Source organism: Kitasatospora sp. NPDC051702 (assembly GCF_040681575.1).
Taxonomy (GTDB): domain Bacteria; phylum Actinomycetota; class Actinomycetes; order Streptomycetales; family Streptomycetaceae; genus Kitasatospora.
The window spans coordinates 13,620-38,785 of sequence record NZ_JBFAZB010000034.1; the positions used below are offsets into that span (position 1 = coordinate 13,620).

18 protein-coding genes and 1 pseudogene are annotated in these 25,166 nt (G+C 74.9%); 9 read left to right on the forward strand and 10 right to left on the reverse strand.

Annotated elements, in window-relative coordinates; genetic code table 11:
• Window positions 1-2: 2 nt before the first annotated feature.
• On the forward strand, window positions 3-1,127 hold the full coding sequence (locus AB0N04_RS25455; RefSeq protein ID WP_360212037.1) for an acyl-CoA dehydrogenase family protein: 1,125 nt from the start codon (window positions 3-5) through the stop codon (window positions 1,125-1,127).
• 76 nt (window positions 1,128-1,203) lie between these two features.
• Here the strand turns inward: AB0N04_RS25455 and AB0N04_RS25460 are convergent, their stop codons facing one another.
• Both AB0N04_RS25460 and AB0N04_RS25465 read right to left on the reverse strand, forming a co-directional pair.
• A complete protein-coding gene (locus AB0N04_RS25460) occupies window positions 1,204-2,352 on the reverse strand; it encodes a histidine kinase (RefSeq protein WP_360212035.1) in 1,149 nt (382 codons plus the stop codon).
• Complete coding sequence (locus tag AB0N04_RS25465; protein WP_360212055.1) at window positions 2,349-2,999, reverse strand: response regulator transcription factor; 651 nt, start codon at window positions 2,997-2,999, stop codon at window positions 2,349-2,351. Before AB0N04_RS25465 ends, AB0N04_RS25460 begins: the two co-directional genes overlap by 4 nt.
• Window positions 3,000-3,402: 403 nt before the next feature.
• Here AB0N04_RS25465 and AB0N04_RS25470 point away from each other — a divergent pair, with 403 nt between their 5' ends.
• Together AB0N04_RS25470 and AB0N04_RS25475 are read left to right on the forward strand one after the other, a co-directional pair.
• On the forward strand, window positions 3,403-5,172 hold the full coding sequence (locus AB0N04_RS25470) for a phosphatidylglycerol lysyltransferase domain-containing protein (protein WP_360212053.1): 1,770 nt from the start codon (window positions 3,403-3,405) through the stop codon (window positions 5,170-5,172).
• 274 nt (window positions 5,173-5,446) lie between these two features.
• On the forward strand, window positions 5,447-6,160 hold the full coding sequence (locus AB0N04_RS25475; protein ID WP_360212033.1) for a hypothetical protein: 714 nt from the start codon (window positions 5,447-5,449) through the stop codon (window positions 6,158-6,160).
• Window positions 6,161-6,214: 54 nt separating this feature from the next.
• Here AB0N04_RS25475 and AB0N04_RS25480 read toward each other — a convergent pair whose 3' ends face one another.
• Window positions 6,215-9,019, reverse strand: a complete 2,805-nt coding sequence (locus AB0N04_RS25480; RefSeq protein ID WP_360212031.1) for a SpoIIE family protein phosphatase — start codon at window positions 9,017-9,019, stop codon at window positions 6,215-6,217.
• A 249-nt stretch (window positions 9,020-9,268) separates the two neighbouring features.
• Here AB0N04_RS25480 and AB0N04_RS25485 point away from each other — a divergent pair, with 249 nt between their 5' ends.
• The 5 genes from AB0N04_RS25485 (at window position 9,269) to AB0N04_RS25505 (ending at window position 15,583) form a co-directional block, all read left to right on the forward strand.
• The gene (locus AB0N04_RS25485; RefSeq protein WP_360212029.1) at window positions 9,269-10,492 is read left to right on the forward strand and encodes a rhodanese-like domain-containing protein; all 1,224 of its coding nucleotides are present in this window, start codon (window positions 9,269-9,271) and stop codon (window positions 10,490-10,492) included.
• Window positions 10,493-10,584: 92 nt separating this feature from the next.
• Window positions 10,585-11,250: a DUF5819 family protein gene (locus tag AB0N04_RS25490; protein WP_360212027.1), complete on the forward strand. Its 666-nt coding sequence runs from the start codon at window positions 10,585-10,587 to the stop codon at window positions 11,248-11,250.
• Complete coding sequence (locus tag AB0N04_RS25495) at window positions 11,247-12,611, forward strand: HTTM domain-containing protein (RefSeq protein ID WP_360212025.1); 1,365 nt, start codon at window positions 11,247-11,249, stop codon at window positions 12,609-12,611. The genes AB0N04_RS25490 and AB0N04_RS25495 overlap by 4 nt, the downstream gene beginning before the upstream one ends.
• A 10-nt stretch (window positions 12,612-12,621) precedes the next feature.
• Window positions 12,622-14,787 (forward strand): FUSC family protein, encoded by a 2,166-nt coding sequence (locus AB0N04_RS25500; protein WP_363365333.1) that lies wholly within the window; start codon window positions 12,622-12,624, stop codon window positions 14,785-14,787.
• Between the two features lie 43 nt (window positions 14,788-14,830).
• Window positions 14,831-15,583, forward strand: coding sequence for an RNA methyltransferase (locus AB0N04_RS25505; protein WP_360212021.1), 753 nt, complete (start codon window positions 14,831-14,833; stop codon window positions 15,581-15,583).
• 27 nt (window positions 15,584-15,610) lie between these two features.
• On the opposite strand, the pseudogene AB0N04_RS25510 reads toward AB0N04_RS25505, so the two are convergent.
• The 5 genes and pseudogenes from AB0N04_RS25510 to AB0N04_RS25530 all read right to left on the reverse strand — a co-directional run.
• A pseudogene (locus tag AB0N04_RS25510) lies at window positions 15,611-15,716 on the reverse strand (peptidoglycan-binding protein); the annotation flags it as partial.
• Window positions 15,717-15,748: 32 nt separating this feature from the next.
• Entirely contained in the window at window positions 15,749-16,675 is a 927-nt protein-coding gene (locus AB0N04_RS25515) for a pyridoxamine 5'-phosphate oxidase family protein (RefSeq protein WP_360212019.1), read from the reverse strand.
• Between the two features lie 25 nt (window positions 16,676-16,700).
• The gene (locus tag AB0N04_RS25520; protein ID WP_360212017.1) at window positions 16,701-17,171 is read right to left on the reverse strand and encodes a VOC family protein; all 471 of its coding nucleotides are present in this window, start codon (window positions 17,169-17,171) and stop codon (window positions 16,701-16,703) included.
• Window positions 17,172-17,411: 240 nt separating this feature from the next.
• Window positions 17,412-18,425: an XRE family transcriptional regulator gene (locus AB0N04_RS25525; RefSeq protein WP_360212015.1), complete on the reverse strand. Its 1,014-nt coding sequence runs from the start codon at window positions 18,423-18,425 to the stop codon at window positions 17,412-17,414.
• Window positions 18,426-18,703: 278 nt separating this feature from the next.
• Window positions 18,704-20,848, reverse strand: a complete 2,145-nt coding sequence (locus AB0N04_RS25530; RefSeq protein ID WP_360212013.1) for a protease pro-enzyme activation domain-containing protein — start codon at window positions 20,846-20,848, stop codon at window positions 18,704-18,706.
• A gap of 257 nt (window positions 20,849-21,105) precedes the next feature.
• Here AB0N04_RS25530 and AB0N04_RS25535 point away from each other — a divergent pair, with 257 nt between their 5' ends.
• Window positions 21,106-21,672, forward strand: coding sequence for a CGNR zinc finger domain-containing protein (locus AB0N04_RS25535; protein WP_360212011.1), 567 nt, complete (start codon window positions 21,106-21,108; stop codon window positions 21,670-21,672).
• 97 nt (window positions 21,673-21,769) lie between these two features.
• Here the strand turns inward: AB0N04_RS25535 and AB0N04_RS25540 are convergent, their stop codons facing one another.
• Window positions 21,770-23,257, reverse strand: a complete 1,488-nt coding sequence (locus tag AB0N04_RS25540) for an FAD-dependent monooxygenase (protein WP_360212009.1) — start codon at window positions 23,255-23,257, stop codon at window positions 21,770-21,772.
• A 144-nt stretch (window positions 23,258-23,401) separates the two neighbouring features.
• Window positions 23,402-25,102 (reverse strand): phenylacetic acid degradation protein PaaN, encoded by a 1,701-nt coding sequence (gene paaN, locus AB0N04_RS25545; RefSeq protein WP_360212007.1) that lies wholly within the window; start codon window positions 25,100-25,102, stop codon window positions 23,402-23,404.
• Window positions 25,103-25,166: the final 64 nt, after the last annotated feature.

Consider the following 25,166-nt stretch of genomic DNA (forward strand, 5'->3'; position numbering starts at 1 on the left):
GCATGCAGTACGCACTGACCGCGGAGCAGCGGGAGGACCAGTCCGCGTTCGCGGCCTTCGCCGACGAGCACCTCCTCCCCCGGGCGAACCAGTGGGACCGGGAGCAGCGCCTCTCCGACGAGATCGTCGAACTGCTCGGCAAGGAGCGCCTGCTGGTGCCCACGCTGCCCGTCGAGGCGGGCGGCCGGGCGATGGATGTGATGACCTACGGCCTGCTGAGCGAGGAGCTGGGGCGGGGCTGCGGCAACATCCGCAACCTGGTCGCCGTCCAGGGCATGGTCGCGCACGCCATCCTCAAGTGGGGCAGCAAGGAGCAGGCGGACCGCTGGGTGCCGCGCATCGGCACCGGCGAGACCGTCGGCGCGTTCGGGCTCACCGAGCCCGAGGCCGGCAGCGACGCCCGCAGCGGTACGACGAGCGCGGAGCGGGTCGGCGAGGACTTCGTCCTCAACGGCCGGAAGAAGTGGATCAGTTTCGGCCAGCGGGCCGGGATCTTCCTGGTCTTCGCCAAGCTGGACGGCGAGTCGGCCGCCTTCGTGGTCGAGCGCGGCACGCCGGGCTTCAGCACGACGCCGATCACGGACATGCTGGGCCTGCGCGCCTCCGAGCTCGCCGAGCTGACCTTCGAGAACTGCGTGGTGCCCAAGGCCAACCTGATCAGCCACGGTCGGCTCACCTTCGACCTGCTGGCCACCGGGTCCCTCGACTACGGCCGCTACAGCACCGCCTACGGCGCGGTCGGGCTCGCCCAGGGCTGCCTGACCGCGAGCCTGGACTACGCGCGGGAGCGGACCCAGTTCGGCGTCCCGCTCAAGGAGCACCAGCTGGTGCGCGGCATCCTCACCGACATGATCTCCGGTGTGGAGGCGGCCCGGCTGCTCTGCCGGCAGGCCGGCGCGCTGCGGGCCACGGCCCACCGCGACGCGATCCGCCAGACGCTGATCGCCAAGTACGTGGCCTCGCAGACCGGCTTCCGGGTCGCCAACGACGCGGTGCAGCTGCACGGCGCCAACGGCGTCGGCCCGGACTTCCCGGTCCAGCGCCACCTGCGCGACGCCAAGATCCAGGAGATCATCGAGGGCACCAGCCAGATCCAGCAGGTGCAGATCGCCGATCTGACCCTCTAGCCCGCGGCGCCACGGGCCCGGCCGGGGACACCGGCCGGGCCCGACGCGTGCCGCGACCGGGGTCCGGTGGCCCGCCTCAGGACCGCTCGGCCGGCAGGTCGGCGCGGACCTCGAAGCCGCCGTCCTGGGTCGGGCCGGCGGTGAGCGTGCCGCCGAGCAGCTGGGCGCGCTCGCGCAGGCCGACCAGGCCGTGGCCGCCGCCGGGCAGCACCTCGGCCGGCCGCCCGGGCGGCGCGTCGTTGCGCACCTCGACCCGCAGCCGGCGCCCCTTCGCCCGGACCTTCACGTGCACCCCCGCCTCGGGGGCGTACTTGGTGATGTTGGTGAGCGCCTCCTGGACGGTGCGGTAGGCGGCGCGCTCGACCGCCTCCGGCCACGGGCGGTCGCCGGGGCTCAGCTCGGTGTCGGCGGCCAGCCCGCTCTCCTCGATCAGCCGGGGCAGGTCGGCCAGCCGGGGCTGCGGGGCGAGCGGGGCGTCCGCGCGCTGGCCCGGGGTGCTGCGCAGCACCCCGACCATCTGGCGCAGCTCGTCCAGGGTGCGGACGGCCAGCTCGCGGATGGTGCGGGCGGAGGCGACGGCGGCCGGGTCGGCGGTGCTGACCTGGAGGGCGCCGGCCTGGATGCTGATCAGGCTGACCTGGTGCGACACCACGTCGTGCATCTCCCGGGCGAGCCGGCCGCGTTCGCTGATCAGCACCCGCTCGGCCAGCAGCCGGCTCTCCCGCTCCTGCCCGCGGGTGAGCTCGTCGAGGCGGGCGGCCAGCTCCCGGCGGGTCCGGGAGAGCAGACCGGTGGCGGCCGGGCCGGCGGCCAGCATCACCGACTGGATGGCGTAGAGCGCGGTGTCCCGGCTGAGCTCGACGATCTGCTCGGACAGCGGCCAGTGGAAGTACTCGACCAGCGCGAACAGGGTCGCGCAGGGGATGACGACGCGGGGGCGCGGGCGCTCGGCGGCCACCGTGTAGACGGCGGTGATCGGGGCGAGCCAGATGTCGTCGAGGTAGCTGCCGGGCATGGTGAGCAGCAGCACCGTCACCGGGAAGCGGCGGCGCCAGAGCAGCGCGACGGCGGCCACCACGGACAGCGTGACCTGCCACCAGGGGGCGTCCCGGGCGACCAGGGCGGCGTCGAGCAGGGAGTAGAGGGCGGGCAGCAGCAGCATCAGCCAGGGCGCGGTGCACCAGGCCGGGAGCCGGCGGGACGGCAGCTGTTCGGCGGTCGTCATGCCCCGTCGCCGGGCTTCGGGCGGACCAGCCCGGCGCGGTGGGCGAGCACGGCCGCCTGGACGCGGTTGGCGGCGCCGAGCTTGCCGAGGATGGCGCTGATGTGGTCCTTGACGGTGCCGGTGCCGAGGAACAGGCGGTCGGCGATCTCGGCGTTGGACAGGCCCTCGCCGAGCAGGGCCAGCACGTCGAGCTCCCGGCCGGTGAGGGTGCGGGTGAGCGCGCTGGCCTCGGCGTCGGGGCCGCCGCCGTCCACGTAGCCGCCGATCACGGTGCGGGTGACGGTCGGGGAGAGGATGTTGCCGCCGGCCGCGAGCACCCGGACGGCGTGCACCAGCTGTTCGGGGGCGGTGTCCTTGAGCAGGAAGCCGACGGCGCCGGCCCGCAGCGCCGTGCCGATGTACTCGTCGGTGTCGAAGGTGGTCAGCATGGCCACGGCCGGCGGGTCCGGCAGGGCGCGCAGGCGGCGCAGCACGGAGATGCCGTCGAGGTCGGGCATCCGGATGTCGAGCAGCACCACGTGCGGGCGCAGCCGTTGGACGTGTTCCTCGGCCTGCCCGCCGGAACAGTCGCCGACCACCTCCAGGTCGGGGGCGGAGCCGACGATGAGGCCGAGGCCGGAGCGGACCAGGATCTCGTCGTCCACGATCAGCACGCGGGTGGTGGAGATGGTGCCTCCTCGGTTCGGGCGGCCGGGTGGGGGCGGTCCGCGTGGGTCGTATCGAGGGTAGGGGCAGAGGGGGCGGCGTGCCGAACTCATGGCGGGTCTGCACCCCCGCCGTTCGGCGGGGGTCGGAATCCGCTACCCGGTTCACGCGATTCTCAGGTGGAGTGGGGAACCATTGAGTTGGCTGCCCTTTTGCCGACCCGCTCCCCACCAGGGGCGATCGGCCGAGGCGAGGGCCGCCGGTCAGTCCGTCGGGCCCGTGCGGGCGCCCGGCGCCGGGCCGTGTGCGGATGCGCCCCACCATCTGATCGTTTGGAATTGAGCTGTGTCGTCCACTGTGAAGTCGGAGCCGTCCGCCACGTCCACCGGGCCCCGGCCCGTCGGCGTGCTCGACCGCTGGCGCCCCCGGGCCGCCGCGGCCTCCGTCTGGTACCTGCGGCTGATCGCGCTGCTGAACATCGCGACCGTGCTGCTGGTGCCCTTCCGCGACCAGGTCAGCGAGCACAACGAGGGTGAGTACTTCACCCCGTACCTGATGACCTCCGGCCTGGCCAGCGCCGTCCTGTCGGTCTTCCTGGCGATCGCGATGCGCCGGCGCAAGCGGGCCGCCTGGATCTTCAACATCGCGCTGTCGAGCGTGTTCGCCCTGCTCTACCTGGCCGCCATGGTGCTGCCCGACGAGCGCTTCAACCGGCACCCGCTGAACTACGTCTCCACCGTGCTGACCTGCCTGTTCGTGCTGGCGCTGCTGGTCGGGCGGAAGGAGTTCACGTCCAAGGGGGACCGCTCCAACCCGAAGACGGCGGCGGCCACCTTCGTCGGCGGGCTGCTGTTCGGCGGCACGGTGGGCGCGCTGCTGGTCTGGATGACCAACGGGCTGAGCGGTGCGGGCTTCTGGGACCTCTTCCGGTACTCGGTCGGCCGCATGATCACGATCACCCCGTCCGAGCACCTGCGGTCGGTGATCTCCGCGCCCACCTGGGTGAACGCGGCGATCAATGCGATGGGCGGGGCGCTCTTCCTGCTCGTCCTCTACGTGGCGTTCCGCAGCCCGCGCGGCAAGGAGCTGCTGACCCCCGAGGACGAGGCCAGGCTGCGGGGGCTGCTCGACAAGCAGGGCGAGCGGGACTCCCTCGGCTACTTCGCGCTGCGCCGCGACAAGGCGGTGATCTTCTCCCCCAGCGGCAAGGCGGCGGTGACCTACCGGGTCGTCGGCGGCGTCTCGCTGGCCTCGGGCGACCCGATCGGCGACCCGGAGGCCTGGCCCGGCGCGATCGACGCCTGGCTGGCCGAGGCCCGCGAGCACGCCTGGGCGCCGGCCGTGATGGGCGCCTCCGAGGAGGCCGGGGTGATCTACGCCCGGCACGGGCTGGACGCGCTGGAGCTGGGCGACGAGGCGATCGTCGAGCTGGACGAGTTCTCGCTGGACGGCCGGGCGATGCGGGTCGTCCGCCAGGCGTACAACCGGGTCAAGCGGGCCGGCTACACGGTGCGGATCCGGCGGCACGAGGACATCCCCGAGTGCGAGATGGCCGAGCTGGTGGCCAAGGCCGACCAGTGGCGCGACGGGGCGACCGAGCGGGGCTTCTCGATGGCCCTCGGCCGGCTCGGGGACCCGGGCGACGGCCGCTGCGTGATGCTCGAGTGCCACGACGGCGACGACGAGCTCAAGGCCCTGCTGAGCTTCGTGCCGTGGGGCCCGGACGGCCTCTCGCTGGACCTGATGCGCCGCGCCCGGGACACCGAGAACGGCCTGATGGAGTTCATGGTGATCGAACTGCTGCAGCGGGCCGAGGAGGTCGGGCTGAAGCGGGTCTCGCTGAACTTCGCGATGTTCCGTTCCGTTTTCGAGCGCGGTTCGCGGCTCGGCGCCGGCCCGGTGCTGCGGCTGTGGCGTTCCGTCCTCGGTTTCTTCTCGCGCTGGTGGCAGATCGAGTCGCTGTACCGCGCGAACGCGAAGTACCGGCCGATCTGGGAGCCCCGCTACCTGCTCTTCGGGAAGAGCAGCGAGATTCCGCGGATCGGCCTGGCGAGCGCGCGGGCCGAGGGCTTCATCGTCGCGCCGAGCCTGCCCGCCCTGTTCCGCCGCCGGCACGCCGGGTCCGCCGTGGTGGCGCCCCGGGAGCCCGTCGCGGCCCGGGACGGGAAGGGGTAGCCCTCCGCCGGGGGGCGGAGGGGGGCCGGTCGGCCGAGTGCCGGGGCGGCCGTATGGGGGTGCGCTCAGGGATCTCCCTCCCCCCTGAGGATGACCGGGATCCCCATCCATGCCGATGTGGATTTGTTAACCGGCTTCTAATGTTGGAGTAGCTGAGAAGTTCGGGGATTCGGGAGTAACGGTTGTGATTCACAGGACCCACGCGGGGGGCGTGCGAAAGGGGCCGCTGGCAGTCGCCGGTTCGGCCGCTGTCGCCGAGTGGGGAACGTTGTACGTGACGGTCCGGGACACGGTGGCGCGCAAGAAGCTCGCGGCCGTACCGATGGCCACGGCGGCGACGTTTCTGATCCTGCTGTTCAGCATCACCCAGCACCTGCCGGGGGGCGAGCGCTTCGTCAACCACATCGGGGTGGTCAAGGCGGCGCTGCCGCTGGAGGTCTCGCTGCTGCGGACCCCGCTCTCGTTGTACGTGCCGGCCCTGGACCTGCCGGTCTGGGGCGCGCTGGCCCAGGTGTTCGTGGTCTTCGGCCTCGCCGAGATCGTGCTGGGCCGGCGGATGACCCTGGTGGTCGCCTACACCTGCACCGTGGCGGGCACGCTGTTCGCCCGGGTCGGCGTGGCGATCGGCCCGGACCACCTGTTCGGCTTCCCGAAGTGGGTCGCCTACGTGCGGGACACCGGGCCGTCGGCCGCGGTGGTGGCGCTGGCGATCGTCATCGCGTTCCGTTGCCGGGCCTGGTTCACCGCCGGCCTGGTCGTGGCGCTGATGGTCGGCGAGGCCGTCGTGCTGCCGAACCTGGCCGGTCTGGAGCACGTGGTGGCGGTGATCGGCGCGCTGCTGATCGCCGTCTCGGTCGAGGTGTTCGGGGACTTCTGGCCGCGGGTGCTGGCCGGGGTCGGAGCCGCCACCTCGGTGGCCGCGGCCGCCTCGCGGGAGGTCGCGGTGGAGGCCCGGCGCCGCCGGTCGGCGGGTGCGGTCATCCCCTGAGGCGCCCGGAGCCGGGGTGCGCGCCGGGCCGCGGGCCGGGCGCGCACCGGCGCGTCAGGCGTGCGGGAGCGGGAGCTCGAACCAGACGACCTTCCCCACCGCCTTGCGGGCGGTGCCCCAGCGCTCGGCCAGCTTGGTCACCAGGGTGAGGCCCCGGCCGGTCTCGCCGAGCTGCTCGGCGGGCTCCAGCGACGGCAGGTTGTGGTTGTCGTCGCTGACCTCGACCAGCAGTTTGTCCACCCGGATCAGCTGGAGCTGGACGCGGTCCCGGGCCACCCGGACGGCGTTCGTGACCAGCTCGCTGACCAGCAGCTCGGTGGTGTCGCTGAGCGCCTCCAGGTGCCAGCCGGCCAGCTGCTCGCGGACCAGTGAACGGGCCCGGCGGACCTCGCGGTGGTCCACCGTGAGGTCCCAGGTGGCCACCTCGGACGGGGCGACCCCGTCGAAGCGGGCCACCAGCAGGGCGACGTCGTCCTTCCGGTCGTCCGAGTGCAGCCGCTTGAGCACCACGTCGCAGGCCTGTTCCGGGCTCTGCCGCGGGTCGATCAGGTTCCCGCAGAGCGCGGCCAGGCCCGCCCCTATGTCACCGCCGCGGACCTCGACCAGGCCGTCGGTGCACAGCACCAGCATCGAACCGTCCGAGACGTCGATCGTCTTGGCGACGAACGGGACGCCGCCGACGCCGATCGGTGCGCCGGCCGGGATCTCCAGCAGTTCGCCGGAGCCGTCGGGGTGCACCAGCACCGGGGGGACGTGGCCGGCGCTGGCCAGCTCGCAGGTGCGGTTGATCGGGTCGTAGACCGCGTACAGGCAGGTGGCGAGGTGGTCGTCGCCGAGCTTGTGGGCCAGGTTGTCCAGGTGGCGCAGCAGCTGGCCGGGCGGCAGGTCGAGGGCGGCGAGGGTCTGCATGGCGGTGCGGAAGCGACCCATCGCGGCCGCCGAGTGCAGGCCGTGCCCCATCACGTCGCCGACCACCAGGGCGACCCGGCTGCCGGGCAGCTGGATCGCGTCGAACCAGTCGCCGCCGACCTCGGCCTTCGGGTCGCCCGGCAGGTAGCGGTGGGCGATCTGTACGCCCGGGATCTGCGGCGGGCGGGTCGGGATCATCGAACGCTGCAGGGTGGTCGCCACCCTGGCCTCGGCGCGGTGCAGCCGGGCGTTGTCCAGGGAGAGCGCGGCGCGGACGGCCAGTTCCTTGAGGGTGGCGGCGTCGCTCTCGTCGAAGGGCGCGCGGTCCGGCAGCCGGAGCAGCTTGAGGATGCCCAGCACGGTGCCCCGGGCGGACAGCGGCACCACCAGCATCGAGCGGCCGGTGACCACCGGGGCGAGCCGGACGCCGCCGAGCGCGATCGCGTAGTCGACGGCGACGTCCTCGCTGACCACCGGGACCAGCACCGGCTGGTTGAGCTGCAGGGCCATCCCGGGCGGGGTCCGGCGGGGCATGCTGACCAGCGAGCCCTCGGCGAGCACGTGGTCCCAGGCGCCGCCGGTCTCGTTGTAGACGAGGGCGACCCTCCGGAGCATGGTGTCGTCGTCCGGCCGGGCGACCGGTAGCTCGGAGTCGGAGATCAGCCCGTCCACCAGGTCCACGCAGGCGAAGTCGGCGACCCGGGGGACCAGCACCTGGCAGAGCTCGTGCGCGGTGAAGCCGAGGTCCAGGGTGGTGCCGACCTTGCCGCCGACCTCGTTCAGCAGGGCCAGCTGCTCGCCGGCCTGCCCGTTGGTCAGGAACGGGCCCAGCCGCCCGGGCTGCGCGGCCTCGGCGGCCGTGGGGGCCGCGGGGGCCGGGACGACGGGGGGCGGCCGGTGGCCGTTGCCGGCCGGCTCGGGGCCGGACGCCCCGGGGGAGGACGGTGCGCGGGTGGACGGCTCGGCGGCGGCCTGGTCGATGGGGACTCCTCCTCCGGCGGGCGGCGGGGCGGTCGGCGGTGCGGCGGCGACGGATTCGGCGGTGACGGGTTCGGCGGCCTCGCGCTGGGCCGGCAGCGGCCCGGGCGGGCGGCCCCGGACGGTGCGGGCCGCGGGCGCGGCGGGGTCGGGCGGCGGGGTCGGGCCGAGCCGGGCGGCGCGCTGCTGGGCGGTCGGGTAGCGCCGACCGAGCCCGGCGGCCGCGTGCGCGGCGGCGGCCTGGGCGTCGGCGGGCAGGACCGGCAGCACGGTGGACGCGTCCAGCCGCAGGGCGGGCAGCCCGGCCCGGTCCAGGGCGTCGAGCAGCAGGGCCCGGCGGTCGGCCGAGCCGGCCGGCAGCAGCGGGACGAGCCGGTCGGCCGGGAGCAGGCCGGCGCTCAGCCGCCCCGGTGCGGTCAGGGTGGCGCCCAGCCGGTGGAAGCCGCCCCGGGCGGACGGGGTGGCGGCGAACGGGAGCAGCCGCTCGCCGAGCACGAGCCGCGGGCCGGCGGTGCGCAGCGGCCGGGCGTCGGCGGCGAGGGCCAGCAGGCCGCCGAACGGCTCGGGCAGCGGGTAGGCCCACCAGAGCACGTCGCGCAGGTGCTCCTCGCGGTCGGTGACCGGCATCTGTCCGGCCCAGGGGCGGCCCTCGGAGGTCAGCGCGGCCAGGGTGTCCAGGGCGTCGCAGCGGCGCCGGACGACGGAGCCGGAGGCGCCGAGCGGTTCGACGGCGGGCAGCAGCCCGCTGGCGGCGCGGTCGTGGGCGACGTCGGCGCGGTGTCCGAACAGTTCCTCGGCGGCCCGGCTCCACTGGGCGATCCGTCCGGTCCGGTCGACCAGGACGAGGGCGAGCCGGACCAGGGCGGCCACGCCGGTCGGGTGGTCACCCGGCACGGTGTCGGCGCCCGCCGGGCGCGGTGTGGAGTTGGACTCGGCCACCATGGATTCGGTCTGCTCCCGCCTGGCCGCCACGCCTGGAGGCGGCCGTCTCTCCGGAGGAAGGCACGCTGTGTGGATACCAGCGAAGCACGGACCGGGCCGGGCTCGATAGCGAAACGGGGAGATTCCTCAGGATCGGTTGCGTGTCGTGCGGCGCGCGCCGGTCCGCGCTCCTCGTTCACCCGGACTGGGCTTTCGCGCACAACGGTAGGGTGGCAGGCCGGGCCGCCCCGCGGGGCGGTTCCGCGGGACGCAGCAGGCCGGACGAGACAGAGGCGAGAAGTGAGCGCGCAGAGCCCCGTCCGCTGGACGGATCCGGAGCAGCAGGAGCTGGAGGAGCGGGTCGCCGCCGCGGAACTCGCCTGGCTGAGCATGGACGTCGACGTGCAGACGCTCCGGGTCGAGATCGACAACTTCGCCCTGATCCACCATCAGCTGCTCGGTCCGCTGTACGCGCGGCTGGACGAGCTGGAGGCGCTGGTCGCCGAGGCGGTCGCCGCCCGGACCGGGAACCCCGAGGACCTGCGCCGGGCCGCCGAGGCCCGCCGACAGGTCGAGGAGCTGCCCGACCTGGACGCGCTGTTCGACTCCGTGCGGGAGCAGGAGGCGGCCGCGCCGCCGCCCGCCGCGCCCGCCCGGGTGCGCCCCGGGCGGGACGCCCAGCGCGTCTACCGGGAGCTGGTCCGCCGCGCCCACCCCGACCTGAGCACCGACCCGGCCGAGCAGGAGCGGCGCGCCGCGTTCCTGGCCCGGGTCAACGAGGCCTACGCCCTCGGCGACGGCGCCGCGCTGGAGGGCCTGGCCGCCGAGTGGTCGACCGCGCCCGAGGCCGCGCCCGCCGTCGACGCGCCCGACCGGCTGGAGTGGCTGCGCCGTCGGCTCGAGTGGCTGACCGCCAAGATCACCGAGACCGCCGTCGAGCAGGTCCGGCTGGAGCGCACCCCGATGGGGCAGCTGCTCGCGCTCGCCCCGCAGGACCCGGACGGGCTGCTGGAGCAGCTCGCCGAGGAACTGCTCGCCAAGGCCGCCGCCCAGCAGGCCGAACTGGAGCGGCTGCTCGGCGGCCCGCAGTCCGCGCACGGCGGTCACCGCCCGCCGGTGGGCGACAATGGCACCGACCCGACCGCCGACCCCCGGCCTCCTTCGGCCGGAACGCACCCCCACCAGGAGAGCCCCACGATGTTCGCGCAGATCCCCTCCGCCGCCGCTGCCGCCGTGCCCGCCGACGCCGCCCTGCTGGACGTGCGCGAGCAGGACGAGTGGGACGCCGGGCACGTGGACGGCGCGCTGCACATCCCGCTCGGCGAGGTGATCGCCCGGCTCGGCGAGCTGCCGGACGGCAAGCTCTACGTCCTCTGCCGGGTCGGCGGCCGCTCCGCGCAGGTCGTCCAGTACCTGGTGCAGCAGGGCCGGGACGCGGTGAACGTGGACGGCGGCATGTACGCCTGGGAGGGTGCCGGCCGCCCGATGGTGAGCAGCACCGGCCAGGACGCCTACGTGCTCTGAGGTCTCCTGCATCCCCGCCCGGTAGGGCAGGATGGGCGCGCGACCGCGCCGGGACGGGACCGGGCCGGCGCGCCCACCGGATCGGGGAGGCCGTGACGGAGACGACGACGGGGCCGGCACCGGCCCCCGGGCGGGTCTGGTCGGCGCCCGCGCAACTGGTGCTCGGCCTGGCCGGGGCGGTGCTGGTGGTCGCGACCGGGCTCTTCCTCGCCGCGGTGTTCCTGCACGTCGCGCCGCCCAACGCGCTCTCCCGGCAGTACCGGGCGGAGGTCGACGGCCTGGTGTACCCGGAGTTCGAGCAGAACTGGAAGCTGTTCGCGCCCAACCCGCTGCAGCAGAACGTCAGCCTGGACGCCCGGGTGCGCACCGTCGGGGACGGCGGCGCCACCACCACCCGGGACTGGACCGGGCTGACGGCGCAGGACCTCGCCGCGGTGCGCGGCAACCCCGCGCCCAGCCACGTCGACCAGAACCTGCTGCGCCGGGCCTGGGACTTCTACGAGGGTTCGCACAGCCCGCAGGACGACTCCCTGACCAACGCCCGCGGCAAGCTCGCCGAGCAGTACCTCAAGCGGATCGCCCTGCAGCGGATCGGCCGGGAGGTGGCCGGTGAGCGGATCCTGGAGATCGAGTTCCGGGTGACCGCGACGACCGTCCCGCCGCCGTCCTGGAGCGGCGAGGCCGCGCCGGCGGCGCCGAAGGCGCGGGAGCTGCCGTGGTGGCCGGTGGGCGACGAGGACTACCGGGGGCTCGGGTGAACGAGACGTCGTCGCGGCCACCGGCCGGTGCCCCCGCGCAGGCCCCCGTCGACTCCCCCGTCGACGCCGGGGCGGTCGGGCTGCCGCAGCAGGCCGGGCCGCCGCCCGCGGCCGGGCCCGTCGCGCCGGGGGTCGTCGCGCCCGGGACCGTCGCACCCGGGCCCGTCGCGCCCGGTGGCACCGTATCCGCCGCCCGGGCGGCCCTGGGCACGGCGGCCGCGCGGGCCGTCGCAGCGTTCACCGGGCAGCTGTTCGGCCGGCACCAGGCCGCGGTGGTGCGGATCGGCTTCGGGCTGGTCTGGCTCGCCTACCTGCTGCGCGAGTGGCCCAACCGGCGGGTGCTGTACGGCGACCGCTCCCCCTGGTCGATGGAGCTGGCCGAGCGGCTGCTCGCCGACAACGGGGCGTTCACCGTGCTGCCCTGGTTCGGGGGGCGGTTCTGGTTCGAGCTGGTCTACCACCTGGCGGTGCTGGCCGCGCTGGCCGTGGTCCTCGGCTGGCGGACCAGGGCGAGCGGCGTGCTGTTCCTGGTCACCGTGCTGTCCCTGCAGAACCGCGACGTCTTCCTGGGCGACGGCGGCGACAACGTCGTCCACCTGATGGCGGTCTACCTGGTCTTCACCCGCTGCGCCGAGGTGTGGTCGTTCGATGCCCGCCGGGCCGCCCGCCGGGCGCTCCCCCCGGGCCGGTCCGGGGCCGACCGCGGCGGGGTGCTGCTCTGGGGGCTGCTCGGCGCCGTCCTGGCGCTCTGCCAGCTCGGCGACTTCTCCGGCGAGAGCCTCACCTGGACGGCCCGGACCTTCCCGTACGTCGGCTGGGCGCCGCTGTTCTGGGGCCTGTGGGCGGTCGCCGGGCTCTGGTGGGCGCTGGGACGGCTGCGCCCGGACGGCGAGGCGCGGGCGGTGCTGGACGCGCTGGCCACCATGGTGCACAACTGCGCCATGCTGGTGATCGCCGCCGAGGTGGTGCTGATCTACGCGACGGCCGGCTGGTACAAGGTGCAGGGCTCGCGCTGGCAGGACGGCACCGCGCTGTACTACCCGCTGCACCTGGACTACTTCGCGCCCTGGCCGTGGCTGTCCGCCCTGGTCGGCTCGGCGCTGGTACCGGTCTTCCTGATCTCCTACGGCACGGTGGTCGTGCAGGTCGCGTTCCCCTTCACCCTGCTCAACCGGCGGGTGAAGAACGTGCTGCTGGCCGTGATGATGGCCGAGCACCTGGGGATCGCGGTGCTGCTCGGGCTGCCGGTCTTCTCCCTCGCGATGATCGCGGCGGACGCGGTCTTCCTGCCGACCGGGGCGCTGCTCTGGCTGGCGGCCCGGGTGCAGCGGATCCGGCGGGGCCGGGGGCCCGTCACTTAGGCTGACCGACATGTCCTGGTTCGCCGCCCTTCGTGACACCGCGCGGACCGGACTGACCCTCGACCGGGCGCTCACCGACCCCAAACGGGCCGTCCGCGGCGCCGTCGCCGTCGCCCTGGTGCTCCTCCCGACCCTGGCGCTCGCCGGCCCGACCCCCGCCACCTCCGCCGCGATGGGCGCGTTCATCGCCGGTACGGCCACCTTCCAGCGCAGCTTCCGGCCCCGGGCCAGCCTCGCCGTCGCGGCCGGCCTCGCGCTGGGCACCAGCACCTTCCTCGGCTACCTGGCGGCCGGGGTCGCCGGCCTCTTCCCGGTGCTGCTGGCGGTCTGGGCCTTCGGCGCCGGACTGGCCTGGGCGATCGGGCCCACCGCCGGCGTGGTCGCCGCCAACACCGTCTCGGTGATGCTGGTCGTCGTCCAGCTGCCGGTCAGCGCGCTCGCCGCGCTCGGCCACGGACTTCTCTGCGCCCTCGGCGGTGTCGTCCAGGCCGCCGTGATCACCCTCTGGCCGATCGGCAGCTGGACCGCCCAGCGGGACGCCCTCGCCGACACCTACGCGGAACTCGCCGACTACGCCCGCAGGTTGCGCCAGGACCCGACCGCGCACGTCGACCCGGCGCCGTTCATGACCGCCCGGCACGCCGCCGCGCTCACGCCCTGGCAGGACCGCCACCGGCCGCCCGAACTGCGCGGCCTGCGCGGCCTCGCCGAGCGCATCCGGCCCACCCTGGCCGCACTCGCCGACCCCAGGGTCGGTGCTCCCGCGGAGGGCCCGGAGCGCGACCGGGCCCGCGAGGTGCTGGCCGCCTCGGCCGAGGTGATGGACGCCCTGGCCCGGGCCGTCCGCAGCGGCGAGGCGGTCCGGCTGCCCCGCTCGGCGCCCTCGCTCACGCTGGCCACCCCCGAGGAGGGCGTCCGGCTCCGGGGCGCGGCCCGGCGGTCCGCCCGGCGGCTGGGCGGGCTGCTGCGCAAGGCCGCCGACGCCCTCGACCGGGGCGACGAGGAGACCATCAGCACCCCGGTGGTCGGGGCCGGCGGAGCGCTGCACAAGCCGCCGATGTTCCGGATGCTGCCGGTGGCCCTGCGCATGGTGCAGCGCCAGTTCCAGCCGCGCTCCGCGGTCTTCCAGCACGCCGTCCGGCTCGCCGGCGTGGTCACCGTCGCCTACCTGCTGGCCCGGCTGGCCGGCTTCCACCACGGGTACTGGGCACCGATGACGGCGGCCATGGTGATGCGGCCGGACTTCGCACAGACCTACAGCCGGGGCGTCGCCCGGCTGGCCGGCACCGTCGTCGGCGTGGCCGTCTCCACCCTGGTGGTGCAGCTCGCCCACCCCGGCGAGTGGGTCCTGGCGGTGCTCGCCGTGCTCTGCATCGGCGGGGCGTACCTCACCCTGCGGACCGGGTACGCGCTGATGACCGTCGGCATCTCCTCCTACGTGGTGTTCCTGCTCGGCCTGCAGGCCGGGGACCCGTTCACCACGGCCGTCGAGCGGGTCGGGCTCACCCTGCTCGGCGGCTCGGTGGCGCTGGTCGCGTACGCGCTCTTCCCCACCTGGCAGACCGCCCGGCTGGGGGAGCGGCTGGCCGAGTGGCTGGCCGCCGCCGGGCGGTACGCGGGCGCCGTCGTCGCCTGCTACGAGGACCCGGCGGCGCCGCGCGGACGGGCGGTGCGCTCGGCGCTGCTGGACTCCCGGGAGGCCCGCTCCGAACTGCTCCAGGCGATGGAGCGGGCCGACGCCGAACCGGGCCGGCACGCCTCCGGGCTGCCCGGGCTGAACCGGCGCCAGCTGGACCGGGCCCGGGCCGCGGTCGGGCACCTGGGGCGGGTCGCCGTCCTGCTGGAGGCCCATCTCCCGGCCGCCGACGCCGATCCCGTCCCGGGCACCGCGGAGTACGCGGAGGAGCTGCGGTTGGCCACCGCGCTCGCGGGGGCCGCGCTGCTGACCGGGCGGCCGGTGGAGTTCGACGCCGTGCGGGAGGCCCAGACGCGGCTGGAGGAGCGGCTGGTGCAGGCGCCGGCCGGGGTGCAGCGGGACGTCGTGCGGGCCGGGACGCGACTGCTCGGGCAGGCGCTGAAGGACCTGGAGCGGGCGCTGCGCGGGCGGGAGGACGTCCGGGGGCCGGAGGAGGCACGGTACCGGGAGGCGGTGCCGGCGCCGGAGGGCCCGCGGTAGGCCCCGGCGGGCCGGGGTCCACCGGGGTGACAGAGTGAACGCCATGGACGAGGACGAGCTGGTGCGGGCGTGGCGGGCGGCGGAGCGGGAGCCGGGGGCGCTGCTGCTGGACGGGTTCCACGCGCTGAAGCACGCACTGCGCTTCGGCGGGGACGTCCGGCGGGTGCTGACCGCCGACCGGGCGGCGCTGCTGGAGCTGGCCGCGGAGCTGGCGGCGGACGTGCTGCCCGCGCTGGACGGCCTGGCCGAGGAGCTGCCGGAGCCGCGGCTGCGGGCGCTGGCGCCCCGGCTGCACCCGACCGGGGTGATCGCGCTGGCGGTGCGGCCGTCCGTCGCCGCGAACCTGGCGGTGCTGGCCGAGCGCCCCCGGCGGGCCCCGGTGGTGCTGCTGGAGAACCCGCGCAACCTGGGCAACGTCGGGGCGGTGATCCGGCTGGCGGCCGGGTTCGGCGCCACCGGCGTGGTCACCACCGGCGACCTGGACCCGTGGCACCCGACGGTGCTGCGCGGCAGCGCCGGCCTGCACTTCGCCACCGCCGTGGAGCGGCTGGCCCTGCCGGAGCTGCCCGCCGGGCCGTTGTACGTGCTGGACCCGGAGGGCGCGGACATCCGCACGCTGCCCTTCCCGGACGACGCGTTGCTCGCCTTCGGCACCGAGCGGCACGGCGTCTCGGCGGAGCTCAGGGCGCGGGCGGACCAGCTGGTCGCGGTGCCGATGCAGCCGGGGGTGTCCAGCTTCAACCTGGCGACCAGCGTGGCGATGGGTCTCTTCCACTGGATGTCCGGGCGGCGCTGAGGCGTCGCGCCGCGGGCCGCCGGGCGGTCAGGAGAACAGCCGGCGCCAGGTCTCCGGGCCCGGGTAGCCGTCGGCGTCCGGGCCGGTCCGGCCCTGGGCCTGTTGGAGGGCCTGGAACGGCCTTGCGGTCGGAAGACCTTGTCCGGGGCGGGCGGTGGTGGCGCGTCAGGCCGCGGCGGCGGGCGGGAGGGCCGGGGAGTACTCCGGTCCGGTCCAGGTCAGCGGGGTGGCGTCGGCCAGCTCGCGGACGCCGGTGACGGTCAGTTCGACCATCCGCTCGGCGCCCGGGGCGCCCTGCCGGGCCCCGTCGGACCAGTCGGTCCGGGCCTCCCCGGTGACCAGCAGCGCCCCGCCGGTCTCCCAGTCGGGCAGCAGCAGGCCGGCGCGTGGGTCCAGCTCCAGGTTGCCGAGGGTCAGGAACATGCTGTTGCCCGGGTACTCGGGCCAGCGCAGCCGGTCCGGCGCCACCGCCTGCAGGAAGCCGGGGAAGCCGCCCCGGTGGGAGGCGTCCACGCTGCCGTCCGGGCCGGTGGTGGCGACGAAGAAGGTGTCGGCGGTGGCCGCGGTCAGCTGCTGGGCGGTGGACAGCACCGGCCCGGCGGCGACCGCGCGCGGCGGGCCGGCGGCGGGCCGGTCCAGCGGGGTGCGGCGCTGGATGTACTTGGGGCAGTTGGCGACCACCTGCTCGGCGGTGATCGTCAGGCCGCCCCGGCCGTCCGGTGCGGAGCGGCCGTTGAGCCGCATCCGGCGGCGGCCGGCCGGGTCCAGGGCGATGGTGCCGACCCGGGCGGGCCGGGTCAGCGCCGCGGCCAGCGGGTCGTCCCCGGCGGGGTGGGCGGCCACCGCCAGGGTCCGCTCGTCGGGGGCCTGCAGGAAGCCGGCGGGGCCGGCCAGCTGGGTGGCCCAGATCCGGCCGTCCCGGTCGGCGGCGCCGAGGACGAGCATCCGGCGTTCGGCGAGGAAGCGGGCGGCCACCGCCGGGACGGTGTCCCGGATCGACCGGCCGGCGTGGTCCGCCCGGTCGCTCCGGCCGGCCCGGGCCTGGGCGGCCCGTTCGCCGGGGTGGTAGGGCGTCGCGGTGGGGGGCGTCATGGCCGGCTCCAGTCGGGGGTGCTCGTTAGAAGAAACCGCAGGTCGGTGCGGAGGGGGTGGGGGCGGTGGCCCCGGTCTCGTCCACCCCGGTGCGGGTGTAGATCTCCAGCCGGATGCCGTCGGGGTCGGTGAAGAAGATGCCGCCGGAGGCCGAGCCCTCGTTGTGCGGGACGACGCCGTCGTGGGCGAAGGAGGCGCCGAGCCCCCGCAGCAGTTCCTCGGCGGCGCGGACCTCCTGGAGGCTCTCGACCTCGAAGGAGAGGTGGTGCAGGCCGGGCGCGGAGGTGGCGAAGGTGCCCTCGCTCTGCTGCCAGAGCGTCACCACGAGGCGGCCGTCGCGGCCGAGCAGGGCGAAGCGGCGCTCGGGGTCGGTGCCCTCGCGGGTGACCTCCAGGCCGAACACGGCGCGGTAGAAGTCGATCGAGCGGGCCAGGTCGGTGACGTTCAGCCCGATGTGGCCGGTGGTCAGGGTGCGGAGCGCGGTGGTGGCGGACATGCCTGGTCACTCCCGTGGTGTGGGGCCGTCGGCGAGGCTGCTGCCTAACCGGTACTCACGAATGTAGGGGTTAGGTGATGGGGCGTCAACCGGTACCGGTCCACGAAGGGGTTAGGTGTCGGCGTGGGCGCGCGGCCGGACCGGGCACGCGAAGAGCCCGCCGGACGCGGTCCGGCGGGCTCAACGGGGGTCGGTCAACGGGGGTCGGTCAAGGGGTGGTGCCCACGGGACGGCCGGCGGCTACTGCCACTCCCAGCGGATGCCGATGTGTCCCGGCTGCTGGTCCGGGGCCAGCACGTGGGCGCTCGCGGAGGCGCCGATCCAGAGCTGCTCGCGGCGGTGGTCGACGTCGGCGCCCGGCTCGCGGTCGTAGCGCTCGCAGTGCGCGGGGACGGCCGCCGGGTCGAAGTGCACCTGGAGCACGTACTCGCGCACCGTCGTCGCGAAGCGGCGGCTGTACTCCAGGGTCGGGCCGCCGGGCGGGATCTCCACCTCGTACTCGAAGACCGTGCTGTCGCCGAGGGCCAGCGGGCGGTCCAGCATCAGCTCGCCGACGGTCAGGCCGGCCTCCGGGCGTCGGCGGACCCGGCCGAGCCGGCCGTGCCGCACCGAGGTGATCTCGGGGCAGCCGGTGGCCTCCTCGTCGGCCTTGTGCACCACCAGGCAGCGGCCGACGCCGCTGACGGTGGCCCGCACCACCTGGCGCATCCGCAGCAGGTTGCCGCGCCGCTCGGCGTCCACGTAGTACGAGTCGTGGATGCTCAGCCGCTCCAGCTCACCGGCCGGCGGCGCGTCCAGCTCGGTGAAGATGTCCGCGATCTCCTGCTCGCCGGGCCAGACGTCCTCCAGCCCGAGGTGCAGGGTGTTGGCGGTGGCGGCCCAGCGGCCGCGGGGGCGCGGCGGGCCGAGCAGCGAGGTCAGCGCGCTGTGCGGCAGCCCGAGCAGCTCCTCCAGCAGGTGGACGGCGCGCAGCGAGCTGGCCCGCTCGGGCTGGCTGCGCCCGCGGCGCCAGTAACTCAGGGTCGTGACACTGACCCTGACACCGCGTTGGGCGAGTGCGGCCCGGATCCGGTCCAGGCTGAGGCCGCTGGCCTCGATGGCCAGGTGCAGGGTGTCCGCGAAGCCGCCCGCGGGGGCGGGCCGTCCTGCGGAGGGGGTGTTCGGCGCCGGTGCGGGCGCGGGTGGGCCGGGGCGCTCCGGGCGCGGTCCGACCAGTCGGAGCCGCGCGGAGTCCTGAGGCTGCTGTGCGGCCATGCGGTGACACTCCCCACCAGGTGAGTTCGGTGGGACCTGGCCGACGCCGGGGCGCGCCGCCAGCGGCTTCACCGAGCTTTGGGGAACCCTATGCACGGTCGAGAGGCTACGTCATCAGTCGTGCGTATGACAGTGGTCACGGCAGGTGAACCGAAGGGTTAGCGATCTTGAAACACTTCGGAAACACCCGCCGTGGATCCGGCCGGACGACGGACACCGCCGGGGCGGGCCGTACGGCGCCGCCCCGGCGGGGGTCTGGTGGTGCTGGCGGTCGGGGATCAGCCGACGTTCAGCGCCACGTCGTCGATCACGAAGCTGGTCTGCAGCGAGGAGTCCTCGGTGCCGGTGAACTTGATCGTGACGGTCTGGCCCGCGAACGAGGTCAGGTCCAGGGTGCGCTGCACGTAGCCGGCCGCGGCGTCCACGTTGGAGTAGGTCTTCAGCGTGGTGCTGTTGGCCTGGACGGTCAGCTTGTCGTACGCGGTGGAGCCGGTCTCGGCGGTGTCGACGTGCAGCCAGAAGGTCAGGCTCGCGGACTTGCAGCCGGCCGGGATCGAGACGGTCTGCGACACGGTGTCGCTGTGGGCGGAGCCGTAGCCGTCCATCCAGGCCTTCCAGCTGCCCGCGTGCGCCGCCTGCGAGGAGCTGTTGTCGACCACGCCGCTGGAGGCCGTCCACGGGGACGCCGTGCCGGTCTCGAAGCCGCCGTTGCCGATCAGCTGGGCGGCGGTGCAGCCGCCGCTGGGCGGCGGGGTGGTGCCGCCGAGCAGGGCGGTGGTCAGGCCGTCGGCGATCGGGGAGCCCCAGCCGGTGACCTGGTCGTAGCCGGCCTTGGCCGGGAAGTCCTGGTTGGAGCCGCTGGTCACGTCGTGGAACGCGGAGGCGGAGCCGCTGCCGTTCGCGACCGCGTACAGGCGGGGGCTGGCCTCGCCGAGGACCGGCTGGCCGGCCGCCTTGGCCTTCTGGTTGAACTGGGCCGCGTAGCCGGACCAGAGCGGCGCGGCCGCGCTGGTGCCGCCGTAGACCTGCCAGCCGCCGGCCGTGTAGATCGCGAAGCCGCTCGCCGGGTCGGCGTTGGAGGAGACGTCCGGGACGGTGCGCATGGTGCCGTTGATCCCGGTGCCGGTCTGCCAGGCGGGCTTGGCGAACACGGTGGAGACGCCGCCGCCGGCGGTGCTCCAGGCGCTCTCGGAGGAGTAGGCGGTGCCGGACACCTTGAGGTTGGTGCCGCCGACGCCGGTCTGGTGCGGGCTGGACGCCGGGAAGTCGACCGCCTTGACCGTCGAGCCGCTGGTGGAGCGGGTGCAGTCGCGCGAGCCGTCGTCGCCGGAGGCGGAGAAGATCGAGATGCCCTGGGCGGCGGCCTGCTTGAAGGCGTTGTCGACCGCGGTCATCGAGGCGGCGGTGGTGTCGGGCTCGCAGGAGCCCCAGGAGATCGAGATGACCGAGGCCCGGTTGTCGGCCACGATCTTGTTGGCCATGTCGATCTCGCCCTGGTCGCTGTTGGGCGCCTCGTAGACCAGCTGGGTCGCCTTGGGTGCGGCGCCGCGGACGATCTCGCTGTCCAGCTCGACCTCGCCCTGGCCCTCGCCCGGCTTGGAGTCGTAGTTGGCGCCGTCCACCGAGACGGTGGAGACCGCCGGGCCGGTCAGGCCGTACTGCGAGTCGTAGGTGGTCAGGTTGCCCTTGGAGTAGCCGTCGAACTCCCAGAGCGCGACGGTCACGCCGGTGCCGTCGGCGCCGGTCTTGTTCAGGTTGTAGGCGCCGTCGTACTGGGACGGGCCGAAGCCGCTCGGGGTCGCGGTGGCGGCCTTCGGGGCGATCGCGTTCGGCTTGGCCAGGCGGTTCTTGCGCACCGCGTGGTTGTCCAGGCCCTCGACGCCCTGGACCACGGAGGCCAGGTCGGCGGGCACGGAGGCGGCGGCGTCGTTGGCGAAGAAGGCCCGCTGCAGCTGCGGGTCGACGTAGGCGCTCTCGTGGGTGCCGAAGGCCTGCGAGACCTGGGCGGTGGTGCCGCGGGCGCTGACCACCTGGCGGTTGGCGCTCACGTCGGTGACCGTCAGGCCCTGGGCGGCCAGGTAGGACTTGACCTGGTCGACGGCGGCCTGGGTCGGGCCGAACCGGGCGGTGAACTGCTCGGGCGTCAGGTACTTGCCGAACTCCGGGGCGCCCGGCGTGGTGACCGCGGTGAGGAAGCGGTCCAGGGCGTCGGTGTCACGCAGCTTCAGGCTGACGGCCACCGAGATCTGCTGCTCGGCCGGGACGTCGCCCTTCTTCTCCGAGTGGGCCACCGCGGGGTTGACGGTGTCGGGGAGCGCGACGCGGGGGGCGGGCGCGGCCTGCGCGGTGGAGACGCCGAGGGAGACGGCGGTCAGCGGCAGCACGGCTATCGCCGCGGCGAGGGCAAGGGAGCGGGGGCGCAACGGATCCTCCTCTGGCCGGCTGTGGGGGCCGGCTGGGGGCCATGGCGTTCCGGGGTCGAGAACGCTGGCTAGAACATGACAGAACAACTGCGCGAGTTGGCTCATGGTCAAGCAATTCGTTGCTAAAAAACAGTCAAGTGTGGAGGGCTGGAAATGCCGCGCCCGCATACAGTGAATGGCCCGAATTCCCGGCCCGGTCCATACCAGTTCGGGGCGGAACGGGCGGACGTAGAATCGGGGCGATCCGAGGGAGGACGATGACCGACGTGACGACGGACCCCCGGGACCCCCGGCCGCTGACCGGTGAGCCGCTGGCACTCGACCTGCTGAACACCCGGTGGGCCGGCACCCCCGTCAACGACCTGCTCGCCGAGCCGGACGGGCAGCGGATCTGGCTCTCCTCCGCCGGCCTCACCGACCGCTGCCAGGACACCGACGCCGCCCTCGCGGCCCTGCGCGAGGCCCGCGGGGCGATCTCCGCGGTCGTCCAGGACGTCCTCACCGGAGGCGAGTTGGGCGCGGAGGCGACGGAGCGGCTGAACGCCGTGCTGCGGCACGGGCGGCTGCACCGGGAGCTCGGCCCGCAGGGGCCGGCCGCCCGCGTCGAGGTGGACGGGGCCGAGTGGCTGGCGGCCTGGCTGGCCGCGGACGACCTCCTCGACCTGCTCGGCCGGGGTGCGCACCGCATCAAGCGGTGCGCACACGAGGCCTGCATCCTGCATTTCCTCGACACGTCGCAGAACGGGCGCCGGCGCTGGTGCCGGATGGCGGTCTGCGGCAATCGCGCCAAGGCCGCGCGGCACTACGGGAAGGGCCGGGGTTAACCGACGACCGAACGAGCGGTCGGGGCTCCGGCGGCCCGGTGGGCGGGTGCGGGCGGTCGGCCGCGCACCCGCCGGCGGCGGGTCGGGCGGCGGTGGGTCAGACGGCGCCGAGCCACTCGGTGAGGGCCGCGCGCAGCTCGCCCTGGCCGGGGTCGACGGCGGCCCAGGCGGCGTAGCCGTCCGGCCGGATCAGCAGGACGGTGTCGCGCAGCTTCCCGTGCGGGTCGGCCGGTGCGGCGGTGACCATCCGGTCCGCCCAGGGCTCGGCGGCGGCCAGCTCGTCATTGCTGACCAGCACGAACCGCCCGGTGCGCAGCGCCTCGTAGAGCCGCTCCGGGGCGGCCGGAGCGCCCTCGACGGGCTTGCTCAGCGCGGTGAGCCGAAGGTCCGGGACGCGCTTGCCGACCTGCGGGTGGGCGTCCTTCGGGGCCGGGTAGGAGATGTCGAGGCCGGAGACCATCCGGGCGCCGCGCTGGGTGACCACGTCGAGGTGGCCGCCGAGCGCGGTGAGCGCCCCGCGCAGGGCGCGGGTGGGGGCGGACTCGGCGAGCGCGATCCGGATCAGCGCCCCGGAGGTGCGCAACACCGTCCGGCCGACGGGGTGCCGCTCGGTCTGGTAGGTGTCCAGCAGGGCGTCGGTGGCGCGGCCCCGGAGCACCGCGGCGAGCTTCCAGGAGAGGTTGGCGGCGTCCTGGAGGCCGGTGTTCATGCCCTGGCCGCCGGCCGGGGAGTGGCAGTGCGCGGCGTCGCCGGCCAGGAAGACCCGGCCCGAGCGGTAGTTGGGGGCCTGGCGCTCGTCGCTGTGGAAGGTGGAGCTCCAGCGGACGTCGTGCAGGCCGTAGTCCTCGCCGAGGGCGGCGCGGGCGACGTCGGCGATCCGCTCGGGCGAGGGGGTGTCGCCGTCCGGCTGGCGCTCCTCGCGGTCCCAGGCGATGACGCGGTACCAGCCGTCGCCGAAGGGGGCGAGGAAGGCGAACCCGGCCTCGTTGGCGCCGGCGGTGACGGCGTCGGCGGGTTCGCGCTCCAGCCGGACGTCGGCGAGCATCACCGAGTCGACCACGGACTCGCCCGGGAAGGGGATGCCGAGCAGGTCGCGGACGGTGGAGCGGACGCCGTCGGTGCCGACCGCGTACCCGGCGGTGAAGGCCCGTCCGTCGGCGGTCTCCAGGGTGACGGACTCGGCGTCCTGGCGCAGCGCGGTGACCTCGGCGCCCCGCAGGACGGTCGCGCCGGCCTGCACGGCGCGCTCGTGGAGCAGCCGTTCGACGTTGTACTGCGGGGTGATCAGGACGAACGGGAACCGGGTGGGCAGCGAGCCGAGGTCGATGCCGAAGCGGTTGAACATCCGCAGCGAGGTGACCGGCCGGCCGGTGGCGATCAGGTCGTCGGCGAGGCCGCGGGCGTCCAGGAGCTCGGTGGTGCGGGCGTGCACGGCGAACGCCCGGGTCAGGTTGGACTCGGCGCCGCGCTTCTCCAGGACGGTGACGCCGACCCCGGCGGCGGCGAGGTCCCCCGCCAGCAGCAGTCCGGTCGGTCCGGCACCGACGATCAGGACGTCGGTGGCGGTCGTCGGCTTCGCGGTCATGTGTCAGCTCCCGGTGTTCGGAGGTCGGTTGGACGCCGTGTCCGGCGTTCTCCCAGCCTCCATCATCCCGGGCGCGCCGGGGACTGTGAACCGCCGGGCCCCGGCGGCGGTGCCGCCGGGGCCCGGGTGGGTGGTCCGCAGGGCTCAGCCGTGCCGGCGGACCTCCACCGTGCGGAACCGGTTGGCGACGAACGCGCCGTCGCAGTAGGCCGCGTTGGCGGCCGGGTTGGCGCCGGTGCCGTGCAGGTCGGAGAAGGCGGCCGTCTGGTTGGGGTAGACCCCGCCGGTCAGGTTGAGCGACAGCGAGACGCCCGCGTCGAGCGCGGCCTCGACCAGCAGGCCCTCCACCTCGGGCGAGGTGGTGTAGCCGGTGGCGGTCATGGCGCCCTTCTCGCGGACGGTGGTGCGCAGCAGCTCGACGGCGGCCGGGGTGGACTCGACGGCGACGGCGAAGGAGACCGGGCCGAAGCACTCGGTGCGGAAGACCGCGCGGTCGTCCGGCTTGTCGGCGTCCAGCTTGACCAGCGCGGGGGTGCGGACGGTCGCGCCGGGGAACTCGGCGGAGGTGACCGCGCGCGGGGCGAGCGCGAGCTCGCCGTACTCGCCGCCGGCCGCGGCGGCCGAGCGCTGCAGCACGCCCGGGTTGACCACGGCGCCGAGGACGGCGGCGGCGCGGGCGTCGTCCGAGAGCAGGCCCTCGATCGCGGCGGCGAGGTCGGCGACGACCTCGTCGTAGGACTTGTCGCCCTGGTCGGTGCTGATGCCGGTGCGCGGGATCAGCAGGTTCTGCGGGGTGGTGCACATCTGGCCGCTGTAGAGCGAGAGCGCGAAGGCCAGGTTGCCCAGCATGCCCTTGTAGTCGTCGGTGGAGTCGATGACCACCGCGTTGACGCCGGCCTTCTCGGTGTAGACCTCGGCCTGCCGGGCGTGCTCCTCCAGCCAGTCGCCGAAGGCGGTGGAGCCGGTGTAGTCGATCAGCCGGATCTCGGGGCGGACGGCGAGGGTCTGGGCGACGGTGCCGCCCTCGTGCTCGACGGCCAGGCAGACCGTGTTGGGGTCGTAGCCGGCCTCGGCGAGCACCTCGCGGGCGACCCGGACGGTCAGCGCGAGCGGCAGGACGGCCCGCGGGTGCGGCTTGACCAGCACCGGGTTGCCGGTGGCCAGCGAGGCGAACAGGCCGGGGTAGCCGTTCCAGGTGGGGAAGGTGTTGCAGCCGATCAGCAGCGCGAGGCCGCGCGGCACGACGGTGAACTCCTTGGTCATCACCAGCGGGTCGCGCTTGCCCTGCGGCTTGGTCCAGCCGGCCCGGCGGGGCAGCCGGGTCTGCTCGGCGTACGCGTAGGCGACGGCCTCCAGGCCGCGGTCCTGGGCGTGCGGGCCGCCGGCCTGGAAGGCCATGCCGTAGGCCTGGCCGGTGGTGTGCATGACGGCCTGGGCGAACTCGTGGGAGCGGGCGTTGATCCGGTGCAGGATCTCCAGGCAGACGGCGGCGCGCTCCAGCGGGGTGGCGGCGGCCCAGCCGGGGCGGGCGGCGGTGAGCGCGGCGATCAGCGCGTCCGGCTCGGCGTGCGGGTAGCCGACGCCCAGCTCCAGGCCGTACGGGGAGGCCTCGCCATCGACCAGGTCGCCGTCGGCGGGGTGGCCGTCGAGGGCGAACGGCCGGCCGAGCAGGCCGTCGAAGGCGGCCTTGCCGTCCGCCGGGCCGCTCTCGCCGTACGCCTTGGGGAACTCGGGGTAGGGCGACCAGTAGTCGCGCTTGGCGGCGGCGTCGAGGGCGGCGTCCAGGGTGGCCTGGTGGCGCTCGACCAGTTCGCCGACGAGGGGGTGGGTGACCGCTGCGGACATCTGTGCGCTCCTCAGAGGGGAGGACGGGACACGTCACAGAGTAACCGAACGATCGGTCGGCTCA